This is a genomic window from Myxococcales bacterium, assembly GCA_016716835.1.
In the GTDB taxonomy this organism is placed as follows: Bacteria; Myxococcota_A; Polyangia; order Haliangiales; family Haliangiaceae; genus JADJUW01.
The window spans coordinates 629,024-651,954 of record JADJUW010000002.1 but is presented as its reverse complement, the minus strand read 5'-3'; the positions used below and the strand labels follow the sequence as shown (position 1 = coordinate 651,954).

Genomic DNA, 22,931 nt, shown 5'->3' with positions numbered 1-22,931 from the left:
AAGCTGAGGCCGTCTGTGAAATGCGGTGAAGCGGGGCGCCCGTGACGACCACAACCCGCACCGACGGCACGCCCAATAGCCCCATGACCGGCCGCCTGCTCGGCGACTTCGTGGTGCACCAGCAAATCGGCGCCGGCGGCTTTGGCGCCGTCTACCTCGCCGAGCAAATCAGCCTCGGCCGTGAGGCGGTAATCAAGATTCCGCTCGCGCGCGCCGACGCCGACTCGGCGTTTGCGGCGCAGTTTCTTCGCGAAGCACAGTTTGCGTCGCAGCTAGACCATCCCTACGCCGCGCACATCTATGCTTTCGGCGTCGAAGAAGACGGCACGCTGTGGACCGCGATGGAGCTGGTGCGCGGCACGCCGCTCAATGAGCTGCTCAAAAAACACGGGCCGTTGCCGGTCGAGAAGTTCGTGCCGCTGTTCGACAAATTGTGCGAAGTGGTGCACACCGCGCATGAGCAAGGCATCATCCACCGCGATCTAAAGCCGGCAAACGTCATGGTCATCGCGCGCGCAGGGCGGCTGCTGCCCAAGCTGCTCGATCTGGGAATTGCCAAGCTCAGCGGTAGTAGCGGCGCGGCCGAGGGCGGCGATGACGCCGCTGACTCGCCCACAACTGCTCAACCGCCATCAACGGATACGCCGGCTAGCGTCATTGGAACCCAGGCGAGCGCAGCTCACAGTGATTCACAGCGCAGCGGGGCCACCGAAACCATCAGCGCCAAGCCAACCGTTGGGCCAGGCCTAACCAAGCTACGCGCGATGACGCTCGATGCCAGCGCCTTGCCCGTGCAAAAAAGCGACACCATCGGCACGCCCGCCTACATGGCGCCCGAGCAATGGGTGCCCACCATCCCCACCGACGCGCGCACGGATGTCTACGCGCTTGGCATCTTGGCCTACGAGGTCCTAACCGGCCGGCTGCCATTTAAGGGCAAGAACTCCATGGAGCTCGCGCGCGCGCATGCGCGGCAGGCGCCACCACCACTCGGCGGCGATTTGCCGCCCGCGCTCGATGCCGTGATTGCAAAAGCGCTCGCCAAGCGGCCTGCGAATCGCTACCAGACCGCGGTCGAACTCGCCGCGGCGATGCGCAAGGCGACTGGCTTTGACCAAGAGCCGGTCAAGCTGCCGACGCTGGACGCAGCGCTGCGCGAAGCGTTGCTGTCAACCGCGCCGCAACCACTCGCCGAGGCCGTCTCCGCGCTCGATAGCGTGCGCAACGCCCACCAGGGCCTGTCTGCCGTGTTTCAGATCATGCGCGTCACCACGCGCTTGCTCGGCAACTTATCGCTCGCCTGCTGGACCCACTACGGCACGCTGGCTGAGCGCGGCCAGCCCGACGTCGCGCGCGCGCTGGGCCAGCTCAAGCGCCATGGCCTCGATGAAATGGAGTGGCTCGACCTCGCCGAGCTCATCGCCGTGCAATTTACCGATCGCCGCGACAGCGCGCCGCTGCCCGAGCTCATCGAGCTGTTTTGTCCCGACACCTCGCGCACCACCTCGCGCACCAGCGATGAGCCGAGCGAACGCTCCGCCGTATCGCGCGCGATGCGGGCCCTTGTCGCCACCAAGGACCACTACGAAACCGCGCTCGCGCCCGATGCCGCGACCACCAAACGCCTGCTCGAAGAGACCATGCCGCAGCTGCAAGTCGCGCTCGCCGGTCTGGCGTGGCTGCACGATTATTTGCTGGTGGTGCCGCATGGCGAGACGGCCGACCGCTGGATGGGGACGCGCCGCCAGCCGCGCCCGGTCGTGCCGTTGCAAGCGGGCGCCGAGGTCACCTCCGGCGAGCCGCTGCTGGTGACGCAAGACGGCGCGCCGGTGCTTCGCCTTGCACCATTTTTCCAAGTTTCCGCCCCAGCCCCGGGCGAAGACGCCGAGCTGTTCGTGCTCGACGGCTCGGGCCGCAGCGGCGCGCGCCTAGTCTCCATGCCAACCGGCTTTGAAAAGAGCGACCACACGCTGTGGGGGTGGCTGAGCACGCAAGTCGCCATTGAGGCGCTCGACAGCGAGCGCAAACTCAATGAGCGCGCGCCGTATCGCGGCTTGGCTGCTTTTACCGCCGATGACGCCGACATGTTTGTCGGTCGCGAGCGCGAAACCGAATCCGTCGCCAATCGCCTCCGCGTCACCGCCATGCTCGGCATTGTCGGCCCGTCGGGTGCTGGTAAGAGCTCGTTCATTCAAGCCGGTGTGCTGCCTGCGCTGGGCAGCCACTGGAAGTCAGTGATCGTCCGGCCCGGCGGCTCGCCGCTGCTGGCGCTGCGCACCATGGTGCGCGGCCTCGAAGGTCTCGAAACCACCACCGATGAGGCGCTTGCCGGCGCGGGCCTGGGTAACGTGCTGCGCGCGTGGGCCACGGCGCGCAAGCAGAGCCTGATGCTCTACGTCGATCAGTTCGAAGAACTCTTCACCTTGTGCCACGACGTCGCCGAGCGCAAGGCGTATGTCGACATGCTGCTGCAGGCGTCGTTATCGCCGGCCGACCCCATTCGCGTCGTCTTCACCGTGCGCGACGACTTCTTGCTGCGCTGCCAACAGCTCGAGGCCTTGCGCGACCGCTTGGTCAGCGGCCTGCAACTGCTCGCGACGCCGACGCCGGATGACTTGCTGCGCATCCTCATCGAGCCCGCGCGCCGCGCCGGCTACGAGTTCGACGACCCTGCCCTGCCCGGCGAAATGGTGCAGGCCATTGCCGACATGCCCTCGGCCTTGCCGCTGCTCTCATTTACCGCGGCGCAATTGTGGGAGCTGCGCGATAGGCAAGCCAGCAAGCTCGCGCGCAAGGCGTATGAATCGCTCGGCGGCGTCGGCGGCGCGCTCGCCCAACACGCCGAGCGCGTGCTCGGCGCCATGTCGTCCGAAGCGCAAGGCCTGGTGCGCATCGTCTTTCGCAATCTCGTCACCGCCGACGGCACGCGCGCCATTTTAACCCGCGCTGAGGCCTTGGAAATCTTAGGCAAGCACGCCGACGCCGAGACCACGCTCGAGGCGCTGATTCACGCCCGCCTCCTCACCGCCTCCGAAGGCGCCGGCTCGCTCGACCGCATCGAGGTAGTGCACGAAGCCTTGCTCTCGGCGTGGCCTCGCCTCATTAACTGGCGCCGCGAAGACGCCGAGGGCGCGCGCATGCGCGACCAACTGCGCGCCGCGGCTCGCCAATGGGTCGGGCGAAATCGCGACAAGGGGTTGCTTTGGCGTGGCGATTTACTCGCCGAATATCGGCTATGGCGCAGCCGCTATCCGAGTCGCGTTACCGACTTAGAGGAGTCGTTTGCGGCGGCTAGCGTTGCCTCTGATGTGAAACGAAAGCGCATTATTCGTGGCTTGGGCGCCGTGGTGCTTGTAAGCCTCACGATCTCGACAATTGTTTTCGCAGGGCTACGCAGCAAGGCTCAGCGCAGCGAAACGTCGGCTAAGGTGAGCGCGGCGCGGGCCGAGCAGCAGCTGGTGGAAAACTACACAGATCAAGCGGCAGGCGCGCTGACGAATAACAACGCAGTTAACAGTTTGCTGTTTGCCGCGGAAGTAATTCGCCGTGGCAGCGCTTCGTCGACCATCGATCATCTTGCCACGACTGCGTACAAAACCGCGGGGGCTGCGACGGCGACGATGCTAGGTCACGCCGACCAAATTACTTCAATGGAATTTAGTCGCGATGGTATGCACATCCTAACCGCGAGCAACGATGGCACAGCTAGAATCTGGAAAAATGGCGATTTGATTCAGTTGCTTCGTGCACACCCCGCCGGCGGACGGACGGTTGCAGCGTGGCTCGGCGCGTCAGATTTCATAGCAACCGCTGGCAGCGACGGTGTGGTAAAGATTTGGGATGCAGCCTCCGGCCAGCTTGCTGCACAACGCCTACTTCACGGAGAAGGCGTTTTTGACCTTGTATGGAGTGAAATTTCTGGCGAGATAGTATCGACCGGTGTTCGAGAAAAAGTAGTCGGATGGAATGTTAGCGATGGAACAACGCGAACGATATTTGAAAGTCCAAATTCCAAAAACACGTTTCTTTGGTCAAAGCTCGACCCGCGCAGTGGCGAAGTCATTATCCTTATCGCAAGCACGACCTCTAACAACACGAGGTTGTTTTCCTCGCTCAAAAAACGGCTGCGGTCTCTTGGCGCCGTTGACTACATTATTAACTCCATTGCCATAAGCACCACCCGCCCAGAAATCGCGATAGGCGCGGACAGTGGCGAGATCTTGATAATTGAAAGTGCGGATGGACGAGTCAAACAACGATTTGTGGCGCATGTTGGCGCGGTTTCTGATTTGGCCTGGTCGGCTGACGATTCGTATCTGGTGTCTGGTGGCGCCGACGCAATGCTACACGTCTATTCCAGAGACAAGCAAGGAATGCTTTCTAGCTCGCCATCTCGAGTGCTTTCTGGCCACAAGGCCGCAATCCGTAGTGTGGCGTTGCTGGGACATGACCGCGTGATAAGCGCATCAATAGACGGGTCTGCAAAAGAATGGTCTATTTCGAGAGGGTTGGATCTTAATACCTACTCGCATGGTGGCTCGTTGTCGGTTTTGGCTGTCGCGAAGGACCAGATTCAAATCGCGACAGGGGCGAGAAACGGCACGGCCATGGTTTGGAATAGCCAAAGCGTTTTCTTAAAACGTGTCTTTGAACCAGTGACTAATGCCGACTACAACGAGGAGCCTCCGCTTATCGCCGATGAAGAGCTTGTTCGCGCCGCGGACGGTGGCATTGCCATCTGGAATTTAAAAAACGGAACTAAAAGACTCTTGCCCGGAGAGCCGGGCGTTGTGTCCCAGATCGCCGTGCTTGCTGCCTCGGGGCGTATTGTCTCGTGGCGCACAAATGGCACGCTCGTCTGGCAGCGAATTGTCGACGGGGAAACCGTTAAGACAATGCCGATTGAATCGAAAGGAGTATACTTACTGTCTGGTTCGCCCGTAGATCGCGAGCGATTCCTCATGGGGCTGACGGATGGCAAGTTGTTTATCGTCGACGACAGCGGCATCGTGTCGGAAGGGGTCGTGCCAAATGGCTATCCTACGGCGGTAGAGTGGTCGGCTGATGGCTCCCGTGTCCTCGTGACGATTGAAACCAAGCGCCTGAATCGCGTAATCCTAATCGACGTCACAACCGGGCGGCTGCTTGCCGAGCTGCCCGGGGCCTGGCGGGCGGCCACGCTCTCGCCTGACGGTCAACATATTGCGACGCTGGCTGAGCTAAGCTCGACACTCTGGCTGTGGAATAGTCAAGGCAAGAAAATCTGGGAGACCTTTCAGCCTGGACAAATTTATACGTTTACGTGGTCGCATGACAGCACCCGTATTTTTGCTGCATTAATAGACGGTTCGATTTCTATTGTTAGCCGCGTTTCGGGGAACCGAGAAGGCGTGCTCTTGGGCCTTAAGCGAAGCGCTCAAGACCTCGTCGTCGTCGATAATGGCACGAGGCTCTACGCGGCGGGAGCCGACCGCGAAGTCGTCGGCTGGTCACTCTCAGATTTGCGAGAAATTGCGCGTTGGCAAACGGCACCAACTACGTCTTGGATTGTCGGGAATTTAACATCAAACTATGTTGTGACGATTGATTTAGACAATACCACCGTCGTGAATCATATTGGACGCATCACCTCCGCCTCGCTCCATGCCAACGTTCTTGTTTATGCGCGTTGTGTCGTGCCTGAATCGATTCGCCTTGCAACGCGGTTAGCTGGTGATTGGTGGGAATCGCCGTCGTGCGAAACTTCAAAAGTGACGCAAGCGACTCATTTCAGGGCGCAACTAGTTCAGTGGGCTAGGTCCATTGCGAAAATTCTGCACCAGGAAGGTTCGAGTTCAATGGATAAACTCAACATGCCGAGGGCGACGCCGATCGCACCAACGGCTAGAGAAGCGTCAGCCGAAAAAAACCTCCATTTTCTAGCGATTCTTCGTCACCGCCATAAGCCCCAAAGCCGCCATACGGAAGGTTTGGTTGGTGGTAGGCATGAGCCCGCATGAGCCACGAGGTCGCTAGATCGCTAAAAGCCTCGTCACTTGAAGCGTGGAAAAATTGCTTGCACATCAACGCATTGCCTATGGCACCGTGGCATATTCCCGCGTCCTTGACGCGTGTAAGCTCAAGGCGGCGAGCCGCCGCGGCGAGGGCTTCGGCATGGACGGCGCGCGTCGGCAGCTTGAGCGCGATGCACGTTCGCCATCTTGCAGTGGCGACTCCAAAATCTCCGTAACACCACGCCGTACGCGGATCACCGACCGCTCTGTTACCGACAAGCAATTGCGGGTACTTGGTCTCAGGCGAGTCGTCGCGGGCGATTGAATCAAGCCACGAAAGAACACCCCGCGCATACACCGAGGTATCGGCAATGCCCGCGGTATTAATATGATCTAGCGCGACAAGGATGCCGGGCACCCCGTGCGCAAGTCCGCAGTTGACATGGCCGCTTGGGTATCGCGATTTTAACCAGGCAGGCAACGCCGCTTGTGGTGTGACCCAAAAATAATTAGCCCCTTCAATGCTCACGGTCTTTTGCAAATATTGCCAAATAGGCTCAAGACATTGCTGCGCGAATTGAGCATCTCCCGCAAGTCGGCGCTCGTTAGCGTAAATCGCGATGCCGGCCAGACCTTTAAGAATGCCAAGGTCTTTCGGAAAACTCTCATCGGCCATCCAGCGCATCAGCTGATCATCTAGGCGTCGGAGCAAGCTGGGCGCATCGTCTAACAACAAATGGCTTAGCGCGAAGCCAGACCCAATGAGTTGGAATTGTGGTATTGGAGCGACAAGCGCTGCCTCGGCCTCCGCGACGGCGTGTGACAATGAAATCCGTGCTGCCTCCGCGTCTTGCTCGGCATCGGTGTAGCTCGACCAATAGCCCCAAAACAGCGCGCGCTCCCACCATTTTGCCGTTGCCAAGGGCACAGCGGTTCGCAGTGAATCGGCGACTTGACGACACAACTCTAAGGCGAAGCGAGCATTTTCATTTTCTGCAATCGGGTGCTCCATCTGAGTTTAAGGCAATGGCTTTTGCCACTACGCGTTTGAAATCGGTTCTTGCACTGGAATGTCAATACACAGGAGCCTATGCCAACCTGGCAGTTCGTCGGAAAAACTTGCTAACAAGGCTAGCGCCGTGCCCACGTGGTTGCCAATGAATCCCTCATAGATATCTGGCGGGTCCATGGCCCCTGGTTTTTCTAACATGGCGACCGCAAGCTCGAAGTTGCGATCCGCAGCATGCAAAAACCTCTCATCGCCGCTGGCGAGAAAACATCGCGTATAGATATGTGCGTTTCCCGTCGCGCCATGGCAAACAATCGGCAGGTCGACGCCGGTAAATTCTTCGCTCCGTTGGGCGCATTCCAAGAGCGCGTCTCGGTATGGTTGAATGTTGCTCCCAACACGGGCTGCAGCATTCCACTGACCGCATAGCGCCCCGAGGTCGCCGTAGCACCATCTCGTTCGGGGAATCCTGTCGTCCTGACCCACATTTAGATACATTGGATGACGGTTATATGGATTCGAAGGCTGAACCTTGGCATCAAGCCACTGTTGCGCTCCAACTAGTAAGTGTTTTGCCTGTGGAAGCTCAAGCTCTGCGGCGTATCCAAGAAATGCAATAACCCCGGCTATGCCATGGGCCATGCCGCAATCGAACCTCTTGGCATACCAAGCTCGTTTTCCCGGCTCATATGCCGCGAAATGGGGAGCTTTGTCAGATACGCGCCATGCGCAACGGCCGTTTTCCCATTCGGCGAGGGTCGCCAAATGATTTACCACTTGTTCGATGATGGCGCGGCCGTAAGCTGGATCTTGCTCGTAGCGCTCTAAGCCATAAACGCCGACTCCAACTAACCCGCTGGCAAGGTCGTACTCGTTGCACCATGTGGGCTGCGCAAGCTCTTGTTCGATACGAAGGTCGAATGAAGCCCTCAAAACCTGTTCGGCGTCGTCACACAAATGCGCAACCGTCCACGCCGCCGCCGTCGTGCCACCATGCAGATGGAGTGAAAATTTAGTTGAATCGCTTAGATGCTCGATCGAGGTCTGCAGCCCATAAGCCATGGCACTTTCGATCTCTGCCGTTGAAATTGGATAGTCGGTTCGACCACTACTGCGAAGGTATCCGCAAAGCAACGAAATATCCCAGGGCAAAAAAAGATTTGAACCCGTTCGGTACGTAGCGAAAATAGAAACAATCAATTCGTCTAAGACGCGCGCTCTACGCTCTGTAGAAAAGTTAATATCCACAAGGTACTTAAGCGAGTATAGGCCCCACAGAGGGCCTATACAACTTCAACAGACTTGAATTCTAGCAGCGACCGGCGCTTGCCATACCGTTCGTGCCGGCGCCGCAACTACTATCGTTAGCTACCCAGATTTTTGCGTCTTCTTGTACCAGATTACCTTTGTCATCGTATACCCAAACCTTAACCCATTCTTGATGGGCCCCTGCGCCGGTGTTGTACAAAACCTCTTCCATTTGATTAAGTACAAGTGGGCCAGCGTCGGCACCTTTCATGTTGTTGAGCGACGCAACACTGACACGTTTGAGTTGAAGCTTTGAACCAGTTGTTTTTTTCATATTGTTTTTTCCTTCTGGCCTTAAGCAATGCATGCGCTGTGCCAGGCGTTACCCAAATGGTTTCAAATGGTTACAAACAGCCTGCAAAGTGTAAATCGCGCTGTAGATGTGCAAATCGCACTTAGGGTTCACACGTGGTGCAACCTGCATTTCATAGATCCGCTCAGCCAGCTCGGTATCGGGACCCGTTGTTCGTCCCCGCCCCCAATTGAAGTTGTCACTCCCACATGGAGATGACACATGCAGACCGAGACACAGACAACCGTAGGAAATCACAGGAAAACCAGGTTTTGCCCAGCCATCCGCTGGCAGATATCGCTGGAGCACACGGCCGGCGGCGTGCCGCTGGCACTGGTGGCGCACAAGCACCGGGTGGCGGTGGGGACGTTGTATCTTTTGCGGCGAGACCTTACGGCCAAAACACCCCGACTTATTGACCCGCACTCTTTGTCAGCTTGGCGATGGCACCGTCGCGGTGTGGAACTGCCACACCTACGCGTAAATCTCGACGCTCCAAGGCATCGGTTCGGGCGTGCAAACGGTCATGGTCAATGACGACTTCATCTTCGGGACGACCTACAGCAACGAAATTCGCATTTGGGACATGGCTAAGTTACGCCTAGTAGCGCGCATCGCCGCCAGCAAGGCGACGCTTTGGGCCGGACCGGATGCCAGCGGCAAGCGGCTCCTCAGCGTTGACCGGGCGGGCACGCTCACGGTGCAGAGCCTTGAACCGATTTCAGAAAGCACAATGCGAGATGGAACGGTCGACGCCATGGTTGACCGCATCGGGCCAGAAATCCGCCGACGCGCGGGCTTTTTATAACCCCACGCAGCGACGGACTGCCGCCACGCTAGTTCACCGGGGCGCCGGCGTTTTGCATGCATTCGGCGAAGATCGCGGCGTTAAACGCGCGGCGGCTCGCCGCGGCCTCGCAGGTTACGAGCTCCTGCGCGACCTGGAGATAGAAGTCGTGGTGGGCAAAGCCGGCGGAGTTGGCGCCGCTTTTTTGGATTTGGCCGATGACGTCGAGGTGATCGCCGGGGAGGCAGCCGCGAAAGCGGCCCCACTTGGCGCTGCGCACCGCGACGAGGCCGTCGTCGGCCCCACGCAGCAACACATGGCTGACCGCGAGCAAGGGGTTGATGTGATCATAGGCGGCGTCGCCGCCCCAATACTGCTCTTCGCAATCACCCAGGTGATTGCTATTGCGCACGCCAAGCGTCGTTGCATAGCCCGCATACGATTGATAAAACACGCCGGCGCGATCGGGATAGGCGGCGTTGAACGCCTCCATGGCGGCCGGCATCATGTCGGCAACTTGCGCGGCAAAATCGTTTTGCTCAACGAAATCCGCGTCGCTCTCGCCAATAAAAGAGATGCGGCGGAGCACCGCTGGGGCGAGCTCTAGCACCCACTCTGCCGTCAGCAGCTCGGCGATGTGCGTGCCGCGATGCGGTGTTGAAACGGTGGTGATGCTCGCGGCGACGTCGGTAAAGGGCGGCACATGCACCAAGCGCCTGGCGTCGATGCCGCCAAATGAATGTGCGATCAAATGCACCTTGGCCGCGCCATGCCGCGCCTTGATTTCGGCGATCTGCGTCGCCAGCTCGTCGGTACGGATGACGGTCGGAGCATAGGGCGAAAGCTGCACTTCTTCGACTATAAAGCCGGCATCGCGCAGCCGTGGTGCCACGTCATGGAAGGCCTTTTTGCCGGCGTTAAAGCCATGCACGAGCACGATCGGCAGGCGTTGGGTGCTGCGGTTTTGCACCGCCTGCGTCTGGGCCGCACCGCAATCTAAATCGTTCCAACACCAGTCGAGACAAATGCCATCGTAGTTGGCTGTCTCGTCGCATAGGTCGTATTTGGTGCCGATGGCCTCGGCCTGCAGCATCATCATGCGCAACCCAGGATCGTCAGCCCAGTCATAGCTGTCTTCGTTAGCCTCGGTAACGCCGGCCTTGTCTTCATCAAGATTCGCCGCGTCATCGCGCGTCGGCGCCAAGCAGCCAAGCTGAGCCGCAAGGCCCAGCACCCCTACAACCACAACACCATGCTTCGACATGCGCCTTAACTTTGCAAGCACCATGCCTAAGCAGACCGCCCTAACACGCTAATTTTACTGACTAAGAGTTGGGGTTTGCCACCCATAACCCAGGTGTGGGTGGGGCCTTGAGCCCCTACCGCAGGGCCCGCAGGCCACGGCGCGAGCGCATTTCGTTGACCGCGCGCACCACGTCGTCGTCGTACGTCAGCAGCTTGGACAAGGCACTCGAACTGGTGCCTAGGGCCTGCGCCGCGGCGCCAACCTCGCCGCCGCACGCTTCAACCACGTCGAGCAGCCGCGCGAATTGCAGGAGCACGGCCCCGCTCTGCCGCGAGCGCCGCGTGATGTCGCGACCGCCGCCGGCGACAAACGCTGCGAGCGCCGCCTCCGGCTGCCAGCCTTCAAGCACCATCCCTTGCCGAACTTGCAACGCCAAGGCCTCGCGCATACGCGTCACCGCCGTCGCGCGGTTCTCGGCCTGCGAGCGCGAGCCGTCGGCATGCACCGTCACGCCGAGCGCCAGGTGACGCAACCTAATCGCGCTTTCGGTCTTGTTGCGATGCTGGCCGCCTGGCCCCGAAGCGCGATAGCGATCCATCGCGCACGCGCGCTCGAGCTCGGCATCGCTCGCTAGCAACAACTCATCGCGCGACGACACAACTAATTGGCCGACGACGCCGGCGGCTTCACAACCACCTTGCCGCTGCGGTTTGGGTTAACGGCCGGGTCGCCAGGCTCGACATACAGCTGCAACGACGCGCGGCCGCTAGCCTGCACGTACGCAAGCCGACGTACCCCCTGAGCCGACAGCGATGGAACCACGCGCGCCAGCGAGCTGTCCCACGAGATGCTGCACGCGGTAGCGAGTGCCGCAAGATCGCCAAGCCCGTCGCTGCCAATGCCAGGCCCGAGCGCGCCCACGTGGGTCACCGCACCTTGCGCGATGCGCACGACCACGGCGAAGGCGTTTGACGCCCCGGTCTCATCGGACGCGGCCGCTGGCAGCTGCGCCGCGCGTTGCGCCCACCACGCGATCAGCGCCGCCGGCAGCGGCTCGCCACCAAAATGCGGCACGGCGCGCGCAAGCGCCGCAAGCTGCGCCGCTGCATCGTCACCCGGCATCGCAATTTCAAGCTCCGAATACGCGCCGTCACCAATCGCCTGCGCGAAGCGTTCGATCTGCTCGGTGTCGTTGCGCTCAAGCCACGCATGCACCGCCAACTTCGCCGCATGCGGCGCAAAGCTTTCTTGCAGCCGCGCCCACGCAATGGGCTCGCAAAACTGCCAGCCGGTTAAGACCTTGCCCGGCGTCACGGTCAGCCAGCTGCCCACTTGCTCCGGCTGCAGTTCATTGCCGAGCTGATCGAGCACCTCGCTATCTTGTTTGCCCATGACGCAGAGCTGAAAATAGTTGGCGAGCTTGGGCACAAAGCCGCGCGGGTCGCCCCACGCCGACCATGTCACCTGGCGTAGGTCGCTGCCGAGCACCACCTCGAATTGGGCCTCGCAGCCCATGGGCATCTCGGGCGGCGCCGGCACGTTGTCGAGCCAGCGATCGATATGCAAATCCATCCACTCCTCGATCACCGCCAGCGATGACAGCGCGATTTGTAGATTCAGGCGCGTCGCCAACGCGCGCTGCAAGACATCATCAATATTCACCGCGTCAGCCTCGGCTCCCGTGCACCCAAAAGCCTACCGAATTTCGCTGCGGATGCGCGGCAACAGCGCCGTGATGCTGCACGGTTTGTTGTTGATATCGAGCTGCGGAATAATAATCTTCTCAAGCGCCAGCTTCACCGCACCGGTCGAGCCAGGCAGCAAAAACACATAGGTGGTTTCGCACAAGGCGGCATCGGCACGGCTTTGCATCGCCGAGGTCCCGATATCCAAAAACGACAAATAGCGGAACGACTCGCCAAAGCCGGGAATGGGTTTGGTGACCAGCGGCTCAAGCGCCTCGGGCGTAACATCGCGAGGCGTAACCCCGGTGCCGCCGGTCGTAATAATGACGTCCACTTGACCGTCGGCCACCCACGCCTTGAGCTGGCCGTGGATGGTATTGATTTCGTCTTTAACAATGGCGCGCGCGACAACGCGATGCCCCGCCGCCACCAGCATGTCGACCGCGGTCTGACCAGACGTGTCGGTTTGCGCAGTGCGGGTATCGCTCACCGTAAGCACGGCGACCTGTACCGAAATATGCTGGCCCGACACGGGATCGTCATAGCACAGCCCCTGGGGGCCCCATACCCTTATTTTGCGAAAACCCGCCGCAAAAATCCGGCGGATCCCGCCGAAATGGCGAGTTTACGCCACCGAGTTTTGGCCGACTACGAGCGTGCGAGATAGGTGTAGCCGATGAGGCCCTGGCGGAACTGATTGATCAGCGTCCGCGACTCTTCGATCGTAATGATCTTTTTACGCAGCGCCGCCTCGACGGTGCTTCTCAGCCGGCCGAGCAGATCGGTAGGATTATAGTCAACATACGACAGCACCTCGCTCACGGTGTCGCCTGCGACGACGTCCTTGACGTCGTAATCGCCGTCGCTGTTGAGCATGACGTGCACCGTGTTGGTGTCACCGAAAAGATTGTGCATGTCGCCCAAGATTTCCTGGTAGGCGCCGACGAGGAAGATGCCGAGGTAGTAGTCCTCGCCGTTGACGGGGTGCAGCTCGAGCACGTGCTTGATGTCGCGCAGGTCGATGAACTTCTCGATCTTGCCGTCCGAGTCGCAGGTGATGTCGGCGAGCGTCGCGCGCTGGGTCGGCTCTTCGGTGAGGCGATGCAGCGGCGTAATCGGGAACAACTGGTCGACAGCCCACGCATCCGGCAGCGACTGGAACATCGAAAAATTGCAGAAATACGTGTCCGAAAGCGCCTTTTCCAGGCCTTCTAGCTCCTCGGGCATGTGCGGCAGCTGGCGCGCCATCAGCAGCGTCTTCTCGCAGGTTGCCCAGAATAAGTTCTCGCACATCACGCGGTGCTCAAGCGAGAGATGCCCGAGGTTGAATAGCTGCAGCACCTGGTCCTTGTATTCGACGATGTCGTGATACGACTCGAGGATATTTTTCTGCGAGATGCCTTGGTAGATCTCCCACATGTTGCTCACCACCGGCACTGGCGGCTTGGGCAGCTCCTTGGGCACCGAGGTGTTAAATTCGGTAACGCCCAGCGTGTTGACCACCAGCACCGAATGGTGTGCCGTCACCGCGCGGCCGGATTCCGACACGATGGTCGGGTGCGGCACGTTGTCGGCGTCGCAGATCTCTTTGAGCGAATACACCACGTCGTTGGCATACTCCTGCACCGAGTAATTCATTGACGAGGCGAAATTGGTCTGCGAGCCGTCGTAGTCGACGCCAAGGCCGCCGCCGACGTCGACGTACTTCAGGCCCGTCGCGCCCATCTTATAGAGTTCGACGAATAGCCGGCCGGCCTCTCGCAGCGCGTTCTTGACCGACTTGATCGCCGAAATCTGTGAGCCGAGGTGAAAGTGCAGCAGCTTGAAGCAGTCGAGCTCGCCCCACTCCTTGAGCTTCTGCACGGCTTCAACCAGCTCGGTTGGCGTTAGGCCAAACTTGGAAAAATCGCCGCCGGATTGCTCCCAGCGCCCAGCACCTCGGCTCGACAGGCGGGCGCGAATGCCCAAGGTCGGGCGAATCTTTACCCGTTCGACGACGCGGTGGATCTGATCGATCTCGCTTGGCTTTTCAACCACCAAGATGACGGTCTTGCCGAGCTTGGACGCCAGCAACGCCGTCTCAATGTACTCCTCGTCTTTGTAGCCGTTGCATACAATGATCGATTCGTCGTCTTGGTGAATTGCCATGACGGCGAGGAGCTCGGGCTTGCTGCCGGCCTCGAGGCCAAAGTGAAACGGACGGCCATATTCGATGACCTCTTCGACCACGGTGCGGTTCTGGTTGACCTTGATCGGGTAGACACCGCGATACTGACCCTTGTAGCCATACTCCTTGATGGCGCCATGAAAGGCGCCGCAAATGAGCTCGATGCGCGCGCGCAAGATGTCGGAGAAGCGGAGTAAGATCGGCATCTGGATGCCGCGGCCGGTGAGCTCGTCGATGAGCTCCTTCATGTTGATCTCGCCCTTGATGCTGCCGTCGGGGGCGCGCGGCGTGACGATCATGTCGCCACCTGAATTGATGCCGAAGTAGCCGCAGCCCCAGCCCTGAATATTGTAGGTTTCTAAGGCATCCTGCGTGGTCCAGCGACGAAGAGGATCGGTTGCCGCCAGGGCCTTGGTGCGTGCCATTTCACCTCGCAAATAGGGCAACTGGGCGGGGGGCGCAACCCAAAAGTTTCAAAAACGACGGGCACTTTGGTCCGGCGTCCCTTGCCGCCCGCGCCGGTTGAGATAGATTGTCAAACCCTGCATGCGAAACGAAGTTGCCAAAAACAGTGCTGGCGCGCAAATCGTCGCCGACGAGGAACGTCTTTCCGGCCAGGTTTCGGCGCGCGTCGCGCTGGGCGAAGACGCCGGCGATGGGCCCAGCCTGGTCACCAGCGACATCGACCGCGACCTGGTGGCGCTGCGCGACCAGATCTCCGAAGCGCGCGCCGAGGATCTCGCGCCGCTGGTCGAGCAGATGACGCGGTTGGCGGCGCTGCGCGGCCGGCTGGGCGGCGGCAAGTCGCTGCCGGTCGACATCAATAGCCCCTACTTCGCGCACATGCGGCTGAAAACCGGCGAAGGCCGCGGCGGCAAGGCGCGCGACGTCTTGGTTGGCAAGCGCGGCTTTATAGATCGCGCCTCCGGCGTGCAAATCGTCGACTGGCGCAATGCGCCCATTTCGCACATCTATTATCGCTACGAAGAGGGCGACGACTACGAAGAAGAAATTGCCGGCCGCACCACCAGCGGCATGGTGGAGGTACGGCGCAACATCTCCATCCACGGCGGCAAGTTGCGGCGCATCGGCGCGCCGCAGGGCACGTTTATCCGCGACGCGCGCAACGTGTGGCACCAGGCCGTCGGCAGCCTCGCGCCGACGTTGCACGGGGGCGTTGGCAAGGCCGCGCGCGCCAAGCCGGTGGCCGCCAGCGGCGAGAAGGGCAAGCTCGGCGTGCACCACGGCGCCTCCATGCGCGCCGACAAGGCGCTGCCGGAAATCGCCGCGCTCATCGACAAAGAGCAATTCGATCTCATCACGCAGCCCGAAAGTGGCTTCGTCGTCATCCAAGGCGGCGCTGGCTCGGGCAAGACCACCGTGGCGCTCCATCGCATAGCGTTTCTCAATTTTGCCGACGGTCGGCGATTTCGCCCTAACGCCATGCTGTTCGTGGTGCCAACCCAGAGCCTGGTCCGTTATGTCGCCGGCGTGCTGCCCGCGCTCGGCGTCGGTGGCGTGCCGGTCGTCACATATACCGGCTGGGCGCGCGCCACGCGACTGCGCTTGCTCCCCGAGACGCCGACTAAATACAACGAAGATCCGCCCGAGCAGGTGTCGCGCGTCAAGAAGCATCCGCGCGTCATGGGGATGCTCGAGCAACACGTCGCCGATCAGATCGCCCAAGTCGGCACCGACATCATGCAAACGGCCGCGGGCAACCGCGACATCGTTGAGGCCTGGAACGCGCGCGCCGACATCGCCTTGGTGCCCCGCATCATGTCGCTGCTGACGTGGGTAAAGGGCGCCAATCTCGACTCCAGCGTGCGCCTGGCCATGGAGGGCATGCTGCGGCGTTGGCGCCGCGCCACCGACGTCATGATGGACGATTGGGCCGAACTGTTTACGAATGAGTCCTTGCTGCTGCGTGTCTTTGCCGGCAGCGACATCACCGAGTCCGACGTTCGCCGGACGGTAAGGTGGGTCAAGCAGCAAACCGCCAGCGCCACCCAAGCCGTCGACGACGAAGGCAAGGCCATTGCCACCGCCGATGGCGGCGCGCTCGAGGACGAAGATAGCCCTGCGGGCAAACTCGACGACGAAGATGACCCGATCTTGTTGCGCCTCATCCAGCTAAAGCGCGGCGCGCTGATCACGCCGCAGGGCGACCAGGTGCGCTACAACCACATTGCCATCGACGAGGCGCAAGATCGCTCGTCGCTCGAGGTCAAGGTGCTCATCGAAGCGGTCGACGCGCCCGACGATCGCCCGAACGCGCGATCGATCACGATTGCCGGCGACACCGCGCAGCGTTTGGTGTTCGACAATAACTTCAGCGGTTGGGACGAGTTGCTGGCGCAAACCGGCCAGGCCGCCGTGGTGCGTCCGCTCAAGCTGTCGTATCGCTCCACCGCCGAGGTGATGCTGCTGGCGCGCGAGGTGCTCGGCCCCGAGCTGGCCCCGGACGACGCGCTCGCGGCGCGCGATGGCGAGCCGGTCGAGCTGCACGAGTTTGGCGACGTCGGCGAGGCGGTGGCGTTTTTGGGCGATGCACTGCGCAACCTCATGGCGCGCGAGCCAAGCGCGTCGTGCGCGGTCGTCTCGCGTCACCCAGAGCAGGCAGACCTTTACTACGAGGGCCTGCGACGCACCGATATTCCCGCGATGCGGCGCGTGCGACGCGATGAATTTACGTTTCAGCCCGGCGTCGACGTGACCGATGTTACGCAGGTCAAGGGCCTTGAATTTGACTACGTTGTCATGGTCGACGTCAACGCGGCCTCCTACCCCGCCGCCAACTGGGCGCGCCACCTGCTGCACATTGGCGTTACCCGCGCGGCGCATCAGCTCTGGTTGGTGTCCACCGGCGAGCCCTCGCCGCTCATTCCGCAAGCGCTGCGCGATGGCGGCCGCATGACGGTTGGGTAGGACCGCAAACCTACATAGGGGCCATCGTCAGACATCCAGTGTCGCCTGAATCTCTGTATACTATCGTTGGATGAGGTCTCGATCGCGGCTCGCATTGATAGCCACACTTTTGGTGGTGCAAACGAGCTGTAATGCCATCTTGGGCCTAGATTCGGTGACCCCGCCCGGTGATGCGCCCTTAGACGGTCCTCCCCTCGATGGCCCAGATGAGCTGCCAATGCCCACTATTACGACTCCCGGGGGGACGACCAACGATCGCACCCCGAGCATTGCAGGTGACTGCTTGGCAGCTGCGAGTGTTTCGGTCGGCGCTCGGGACGGCGATGAAAATCTGATTATTTGGTGCACCACCGCGTGTACGATAGATGGCCATTTTACGTGTGCCCCCACCGACGAGCAACCCTATGGTGCCTATCTCGTTTCCGCTACTCAAACGCTAGACAACCAAACGAGCCCACCTTCGACGACTGTCCCCTTGGAGATCGCCAACGTCGGCCCGCCGCCAACGATCGCGGCGCTATCGAATAACGAACTGCTTAACGCCTCCGAAAATGCCGTCGCTGTCTATGGCGCCTGCGCCGCCGGCCAAACCGTAACCGTCTCCGACAACGGCATAACGTTCTGTAGCGAACTATGCAACGACGACGCCTATACGTGCGACGTCGCGACGTTCACCCATGGCCCACACGAATTAATCGCCAGCCAGACCGGCACCACCGCAATTACCATCATCAACGTCACGGTCGACGCTCTGCCGCCGGGCGCGCCGACCATCCAAACACCTGGCGGCTCAATTACGCTTAACGCCACGACAGGCAGCAACCTCTACGTCAGCGGTTCGTGCGGTGAACCGGGCGCGACCGTCACCGTGAGCAATAATGGCGCCGCCCCCATGTGCACCGCGCCGTGTGTGGCACAGGGCCTGTTTAGCTGCACCTTGCTGTCGATAGCCAATGGCACCCATCCCCTAACTGCGCGCTTGACCGACCCGGCAGGCAACGTAGGCACCCCCTCTTCTCCCGCGCGCGTCGTGACCGTCGATACGTCGATTCCCAACCCGCCAACAATTAGTTCGCCATCCGCCCAAGAGACCCTCCCCACGGGCCTGCCAACCTTCTCGGGCGAATGCGAAATAGGCGCCACAGTATACGTCAAGCAATCTTCCGGGGGCGCTACCTATTGCACCGCAGACTGCCCCACCGGCAACTTTAGCTGCACCAAGGCGGCGCCCGCACTTGCCGATGGCAGCCATCCCGTCGTCGCACGCCAGACTGACCAGGCGGGCAACCCGAGCGCCTATACCACGTCAATCACGTTCCACGTCAACACGTGGAATGATGACAATGATTCACACGTTGATGTCGTCGACAATTGCCCGCCTCTCACAAATGAAAACCAGCTACTTACCGATCAAGATGACGACGGAGTTGGCGACGAATGCGACCCTTCCCAGGGATCAGCTCAATCGATCGTGGCGTACTTACCGTTCCGCGCCAGCTCGGAGTATTCGGGATGGAGCCCCTTCAATGTGGGCATCTCCAGCGACGCATTGGCGGCGGGTTCCAATGGCACAGGCTCGCTCTACAAAGTCATTCCAGGCGGCGTTAGCGGGCTTCAAACTGATTACTATTTCTTCCCTTCAAACAACACGGGCAGCATCGAACTTACGCTCCGCGACGCCGACAATTCGCCATTGGTATTTTGCAAAACGTCGCGTACCCAGGTCGGAGGCGCAGAAACGACCGTAACGTTTTTCAACGGAACCGACACCGAAGAACGAGGCGAAGGGGCGCTCAACGGGCCCATGGCCCTGGCCATGTCCAGCGCTAACGTAACTTGCTCCGTTACAATTCAAGAGTTTTTTCAAGCCATCGAGATGCTGTCGCCGTTCGCGCCAAGCGCGTACGCCGAGGCGTTAGAGATTCGCTTAATTGGCGCTGCCAGGCTCAAATACCTCTTGGTGCTTACGAACGACTAACTCTGGTGGGCCGCGTGGCGGCTGCGCGAGCCATCACGCGCGCAACGATCATTGATGCCACCTCACCTGCGATCGCACGTCGTGCACCCAATGGCGTGGAACGACCCGTGTGGTACGATAAGGGACGTACGGCATGCGCGGCAAGTCCTCCAAGCGTCTCTCACTTGATCCGCACGCGTGGACGATTCATTGCGACGGTGCCGCACTCAAGGGGCGCGGGGCCACGGGCCTCGGCGCCACGCTGTTGTCGCCAACCGGCGCGCGGCACGAGGTGTGCGAACCCGCGCCTGTTGGTTGCAACACGCAAGCCGAAGGCTGGGCGCTCGTGGCCGCGCTCAAGGCGGCGCGCCGACTGGGCGCACGCGCGCTAACGATTTATTGCGACAACACCGTAGTCATCGAACAGACCATCGGCGAGACGCGCACGCAGGTACCGCGACTGGTGCCTATCTTCGCCGAGGCCCGCGCATTGGTGGCCACGTTTGATGCCGTCACCATCACGTGGTTGCCGCGGCGCAAAAATGGCGAGGCCGATGCGCTGGCTCGCGCCGCCTTGGGGCTGGCACGCAAAGCCGGCTAGCTCATCGCGAGCATGCGCTCAATTGGCGCCAAGGCGCGCACGCGCGTGGCCTCAGGCACCTCGATCTGCGGCGCCAGATCGCGCAGGCAGAGATACAGTTTCTCGAGGGTGTTGCGGCGCATAAATGGACACTCGTTGCACGAGCAGCTCTCGTCCTCTGGCGGCGCGGCGAGCAGCGTCTTGTTTGGCGCCTCCTGCTGCATGCGATGCAGGATGCCGGCCTCAGTGGCGACGATAAATTTTTGGGCAGGGCTGGTCTTGGCGTAGGCAATGAGCCCCGACGTCGACGCGATGTGCGCAGCATGTCGCAAGATGCCGCCATGGCATTCGGGATGCGCGATCACCTCGGCGTCGGGATGCGCCGCCATTAGGTCAAGCAAGCGCCGCTCGCTAAAAGACTCGTGGACGATGCAGGTGCCCTGCCAGAGCACCAGGTCGGGCCGGTCAGCCTGCTTGGCGACGAACGCGCCTAAAAATTTGTCGGGCGCAAACACGATCTTCTTATCGCGCGGCAGCGCCTTTACGATCTTGACGGCATTGGACGACGTCACGATCACGTCGGAGAGCGCCTTCACGTCGGCCGAGCAATTGATGTAGCTGACGACAAAATGGTCTGGGTACTGTTTTAGCCAATGCGCAAACTGCGGCGCGGGGCATCCGTCGGCTAGAGAACACCCTGCCTCCAGATCGGGAATGACCACGATCTTGGTGGGGTTTAAGATTTTGGCCGTCTCGGCCATGAAATGCACGCCGCAAAAAACAATGACATCGGCCTGCGTTTTGGCCGCGGCCTGCGACAATTGCAGCGAGTCGCCGACGAAATCGGCGAGGTCTTGGATTTCGGATTCTTGGTAATAGTGCGCCAAAATCACCGCATTGCGCTCGCGCCGAAGCCGTACGATCTCTGCCTCGAGCTCCTGCGGCGTCATGCGGCTGGCCTCGGCATCGCGCGATGTCGGCGCGCCTAGCCCGGGGCCTGCATTAGCGACTGGTAATTTTTCACCCGCCATGCGGTCTGGGTACCATATTCACTAGGGCTTGCAACTGGGCGCCGTCGGGGTAATGTCCGGCCAGGCAACATACCTAAAACATAGCTAGGGGAGCCAACCGTTTGCGCGTGCGCAGGCCAAGGCTGAGAGGCGCATTTTGCGCGACCCTCCAAACCTGCACGGGTCATGCCGACGAAGGGAAGCAATTAGATGTCACAAGAGTCACCTCCAACAACAAACGCCAAACGCAGCCTACCAACCGCCGAGGCGAGTCCGGTCGCGGGCCTCGCGCCGATCACGGGGTTTCCTAACTCCGAAAAAGTGTACGTGCAGCAAGACGGCCTCTCGGTGCCGATGCGGCGCATTCACTTAAGCGGCGGCGAGGCGCCGCTCGATGTCTATGACACCTCGGGCCCCGCAGACTGCGATTTGGAGCAAGGGCTGCCCAAGCTGCGCCAGCCGTGGATCGCGGCGCGCCTCGCTGGCAAGTTGCCGGGCGGCGACACCGGCAATCGCACGCAAATGCACTACGCGCGGCGCGGCATCATTACCGAAGAGATGAAGTTTATCGCGATTCGCGAAAACATGGCGCCAGAGTTCGTGCGCGCTGAGGTCGCGCGCGGCCGCGCCATCATCCCGGCCAACATCAACCATCCTGAAGCCGAACCGATGATCATCGGCAAGAACTTCCTGGTAAAAATCAACGCCAACATCGGCAACTCGGCGGTGGGCTCATCGATCGGCGAAGAAGTCGACAAGCTGCGGTGGTCGACCAAGTGGGGCGCCGATACCGTGATGGACCTCTCCACCGGCAAAGACATCCACAAGACCCGCGAGTGGATCATTCGCAACGCGCCGGTGCCCATTGGCACGGTGCCTATTTACCAATGCCTCGAAAAAGTGAACGGCGATGCCGGGGCGCTCAGCATCGACCTTTTCATCGATACGCTGATCGAGCAGGCCGAGCAAGGCGTCGACTACTTCACCATCCACGCCGGCGTGCTCATGCGCTACGTGCCGATGACCGCGAAGCGCCTCACCGGCATTGTCTCGCGCGGCGGGTCGATCATGGCCAAGTGGTGCCTGACGCATCATAAAGAAAACTTTCTCTACACCAACTTCGAGCGCATCTGCGAGGTGATGAAAAAGTACGACGTCGCATTCTCGCTCGGCGACGGCCTGCGCCCGGGCTGCATTGCGGATGCCAACGACGCTGCTCAGCTCGGCGAACTGGAAACCCTGGGCGAGCTAACCAAGATCGCGTGGAAACACGATATCCAGGTCATGATCGAAGGCCCCGGCCACGTGCCGATGCACAAGATTAAAGAAAATGTCGAGCTGCAGGAGAAGTGGTGCGACGAGGCGCCGTTCTACACGCTCGGGCCCTTGGTCACCGACATTGCGCCCGGCTACGACCACATCACCAGCGCGATTGGCGCCGCGATGATTGGCTGGCACGGCACGGCGATGCTGTGCTACGTGACGCCGAAAGAACATCTCGGCCTGCCCAATCGCGACGACGTCAAGGCCGGCGTCATTGCGTACAAGATCGCCGCCCACGCCGCCGATCTCGCCAAGGGTCATCCAGGTGCGCAACGGCGCGATGATGCGCTGTCGAAGGCGCGCTTTGAATTTCGCTGGCAAGACCAGTTTAATTTGTGTCTCGACCCCGACACCGCGGTCGCCTACCACGACGAGACGCTGCCGGCGCCCGCGGCCAAGGGCGCGCATTTTTGTTCGATGTGCGGCCCCAAGTTTTGCTCGATGAAGATCACGCAAGACGTGCGCGACTATGCCGCCGCCAATGGCCTGGCTGAAGCCGAGGCGATTTCGGCGGGCCTAGCCGCCAAGGCCGCCGAGTTTGAGCACGTCGGCGACCTCCATACCAAAGCGCCGTAATCCAGCTTACACAATTTTGTATTTGCCTGATTCGTTAGCGTAATTCCGGTTTCGCGCGTCGGCGTCCCCG

15 protein-coding genes and 1 riboswitch are annotated in these 22,931 nt (G+C 60.8%); of the genes, 6 read left to right on the top strand and 9 right to left on the bottom strand.

All coding sequences use genetic code 11. The annotated features are described in order from the left end of the window. The first annotated feature begins 41 nt into the window (after window positions 1–41). Window positions 42–5,999, top strand: coding sequence for a protein kinase (locus IPL79_17595; GenBank protein ID MBK9072792.1), 5,958 nt, complete (start codon window positions 42–44; stop codon window positions 5,997–5,999). On the opposite strand, the gene IPL79_17590 is transcribed toward IPL79_17595, so the two are convergent. The 3 genes from IPL79_17590 to IPL79_17580 all read right to left on the bottom strand — a co-directional run bounded on the left by IPL79_17590 (window position 5,884) and on the right by IPL79_17580 (window position 8,584). Then, on the bottom strand, window positions 5,884–7,005 hold the full coding sequence (locus tag IPL79_17590; GenBank protein MBK9072791.1) for a hypothetical protein: 1,122 nt from the start codon (window positions 7,003–7,005) through the stop codon (window positions 5,884–5,886). The two genes, IPL79_17595 and IPL79_17590, sit on opposite strands and share 116 nt — an antisense overlap. A 27-nt stretch (window positions 7,006–7,032) precedes the next feature. Then, on the bottom strand, window positions 7,033–8,250 hold the full coding sequence (locus tag IPL79_17585) for a hypothetical protein (protein ID MBK9072790.1): 1,218 nt from the start codon (window positions 8,248–8,250) through the stop codon (window positions 7,033–7,035). A 61-nt stretch (window positions 8,251–8,311) separates the two neighbouring features. Continuing rightward, window positions 8,312–8,584, bottom strand: a complete 273-nt coding sequence (locus tag IPL79_17580) for a hypothetical protein (GenBank protein ID MBK9072789.1) — start codon at window positions 8,582–8,584, stop codon at window positions 8,312–8,314. A 532-nt stretch (window positions 8,585–9,116) separates the two neighbouring features. Between IPL79_17580 and IPL79_17575 the strand changes: the two genes are divergently transcribed. Next, the gene (locus tag IPL79_17575) at window positions 9,117–9,410 is read left to right on the top strand and encodes a hypothetical protein (GenBank protein ID MBK9072788.1); all 294 of its coding nucleotides are present in this window, start codon (window positions 9,117–9,119) and stop codon (window positions 9,408–9,410) included. Window positions 9,411–9,438: 28 nt separating this feature from the next. On the opposite strand, the gene IPL79_17570 is transcribed toward IPL79_17575, so the two are convergent. The 5 genes from IPL79_17570 to speA form a co-directional block, all read right to left on the bottom strand. Next, entirely contained in the window at window positions 9,439–10,653 is a 1,215-nt protein-coding gene (locus IPL79_17570; protein MBK9072787.1) for an alpha/beta fold hydrolase, read from the bottom strand. Between the two features lie 115 nt (window positions 10,654–10,768). Continuing rightward, window positions 10,769–11,233: a peptide chain release factor-like protein gene (locus tag IPL79_17565; protein ID MBK9072786.1), complete on the bottom strand. Its 465-nt coding sequence runs from the start codon at window positions 11,231–11,233 to the stop codon at window positions 10,769–10,771. Between the two features lie 62 nt (window positions 11,234–11,295). After that, complete coding sequence (locus tag IPL79_17560) at window positions 11,296–12,297, bottom strand: hypothetical protein (GenBank protein ID MBK9072785.1); 1,002 nt, start codon at window positions 12,295–12,297, stop codon at window positions 11,296–11,298. A gap of 33 nt (window positions 12,298–12,330) precedes the next feature. After that, window positions 12,331–12,870 carry a molybdenum cofactor biosynthesis protein B gene (moaB, locus tag IPL79_17555; GenBank protein MBK9072784.1) on the bottom strand — a complete coding sequence of 180 codons (540 nt, stop codon included), beginning with the start codon at window positions 12,868–12,870 and terminating at the stop codon, window positions 12,331–12,333. Window positions 12,871–12,968: 98 nt separating this feature from the next. After that, window positions 12,969–14,912: a biosynthetic arginine decarboxylase gene (gene speA / locus IPL79_17550; GenBank protein MBK9072783.1), complete on the bottom strand. Its 1,944-nt coding sequence runs from the start codon at window positions 14,910–14,912 to the stop codon at window positions 12,969–12,971. 121 nt (window positions 14,913–15,033) lie between these two features. Here speA and IPL79_17545 point away from each other — a divergent pair, with 121 nt between their 5' ends. The 3 genes from IPL79_17545 (at window position 15,034) to IPL79_17535 (ending at window position 19,973) form a co-directional block, all read left to right on the top strand. Next, the gene (locus IPL79_17545; GenBank protein MBK9072782.1) at window positions 15,034–17,415 is read left to right on the top strand and encodes an ATP-binding domain-containing protein; all 2,382 of its coding nucleotides are present in this window, start codon (window positions 15,034–15,036) and stop codon (window positions 17,413–17,415) included. A 115-nt stretch (window positions 17,416–17,530) separates the two neighbouring features. Then, a complete protein-coding gene (locus IPL79_17540; protein ID MBK9072781.1) occupies window positions 17,531–19,393 on the top strand; it encodes a hypothetical protein in 1,863 nt (620 codons plus the stop codon). A gap of 133 nt (window positions 19,394–19,526) precedes the next feature. Further along, window positions 19,527–19,973 carry a ribonuclease HI family protein gene (locus IPL79_17535; GenBank protein ID MBK9072780.1) on the top strand — a complete coding sequence of 149 codons (447 nt, stop codon included), beginning with the start codon at window positions 19,527–19,529 and terminating at the stop codon, window positions 19,971–19,973. Here the strand turns inward: IPL79_17535 and nadA are convergent. Beyond that, entirely contained in the window at window positions 19,970–20,902 is a 933-nt protein-coding gene (gene nadA, locus IPL79_17530; protein ID MBK9072779.1) for a quinolinate synthase NadA, read from the bottom strand. The two genes, IPL79_17535 and nadA, sit on opposite strands and share 4 nt — an antisense overlap. A 157-nt stretch (window positions 20,903–21,059) precedes the next feature. Then, window positions 21,060–21,180: riboswitch (TPP riboswitch) on the top strand. Between nadA and thiC the strand changes: the two genes are divergently transcribed. After that, window positions 21,173–22,861 carry a phosphomethylpyrimidine synthase ThiC gene (gene thiC, locus IPL79_17525; protein ID MBK9072778.1) on the top strand — a complete coding sequence of 563 codons (1,689 nt, stop codon included), beginning with the start codon at window positions 21,173–21,175 and terminating at the stop codon, window positions 22,859–22,861. (Overlaps the previous riboswitch by 8 nt.) The last annotated feature ends 70 nt before the right edge of the window (window positions 22,862–22,931 follow it).

Bases quoted from the DNA above. Each gene is read 5' to 3' on its own strand.
- IPL79_17590 (MBK9072791.1), bottom strand. From the start codon at position 7,005: ATGGAGCACCCGATTGCAGAAAATGAAAATGCTCGCTTCGCCTTAGAG.
- IPL79_17580 (MBK9072789.1), bottom strand. From the start codon at position 8,584: ATGAAAAAAACAACTGGTTCAAAGCTTCAACTCAAACGTGTCAGTGTT.
- IPL79_17570 (MBK9072787.1), bottom strand. From the start codon at position 10,653: ATGTCGAAGCATGGTGTTGTGGTTGTAGGGGTGCTGGGCCTTGCGGCT.
- IPL79_17565 (MBK9072786.1), bottom strand. From the start codon at position 11,233: ATGGATCGCTATCGCGCTTCGGGGCCAGGCGGCCAGCATCGCAACAAG.
- speA (MBK9072783.1), bottom strand. From the start codon at position 14,912: ATGGCACGCACCAAGGCCCTGGCGGCAACCGATCCTCTTCGTCGCTGG.
- IPL79_17545 (MBK9072782.1), top strand. From the start codon at position 15,034: ATGCGAAACGAAGTTGCCAAAAACAGTGCTGGCGCGCAAATCGTCGCC.
- IPL79_17535 (MBK9072780.1), top strand. From the start codon at position 19,527: ATGCGCGGCAAGTCCTCCAAGCGTCTCTCACTTGATCCGCACGCGTGG.
- nadA (MBK9072779.1), bottom strand. From the start codon at position 20,902: ATGACGCCGCAGGAGCTCGAGGCAGAGATCGTACGGCTTCGGCGCGAG.
- thiC (MBK9072778.1), top strand. From the start codon at position 21,173: ATGTCACAAGAGTCACCTCCAACAACAAACGCCAAACGCAGCCTACCA.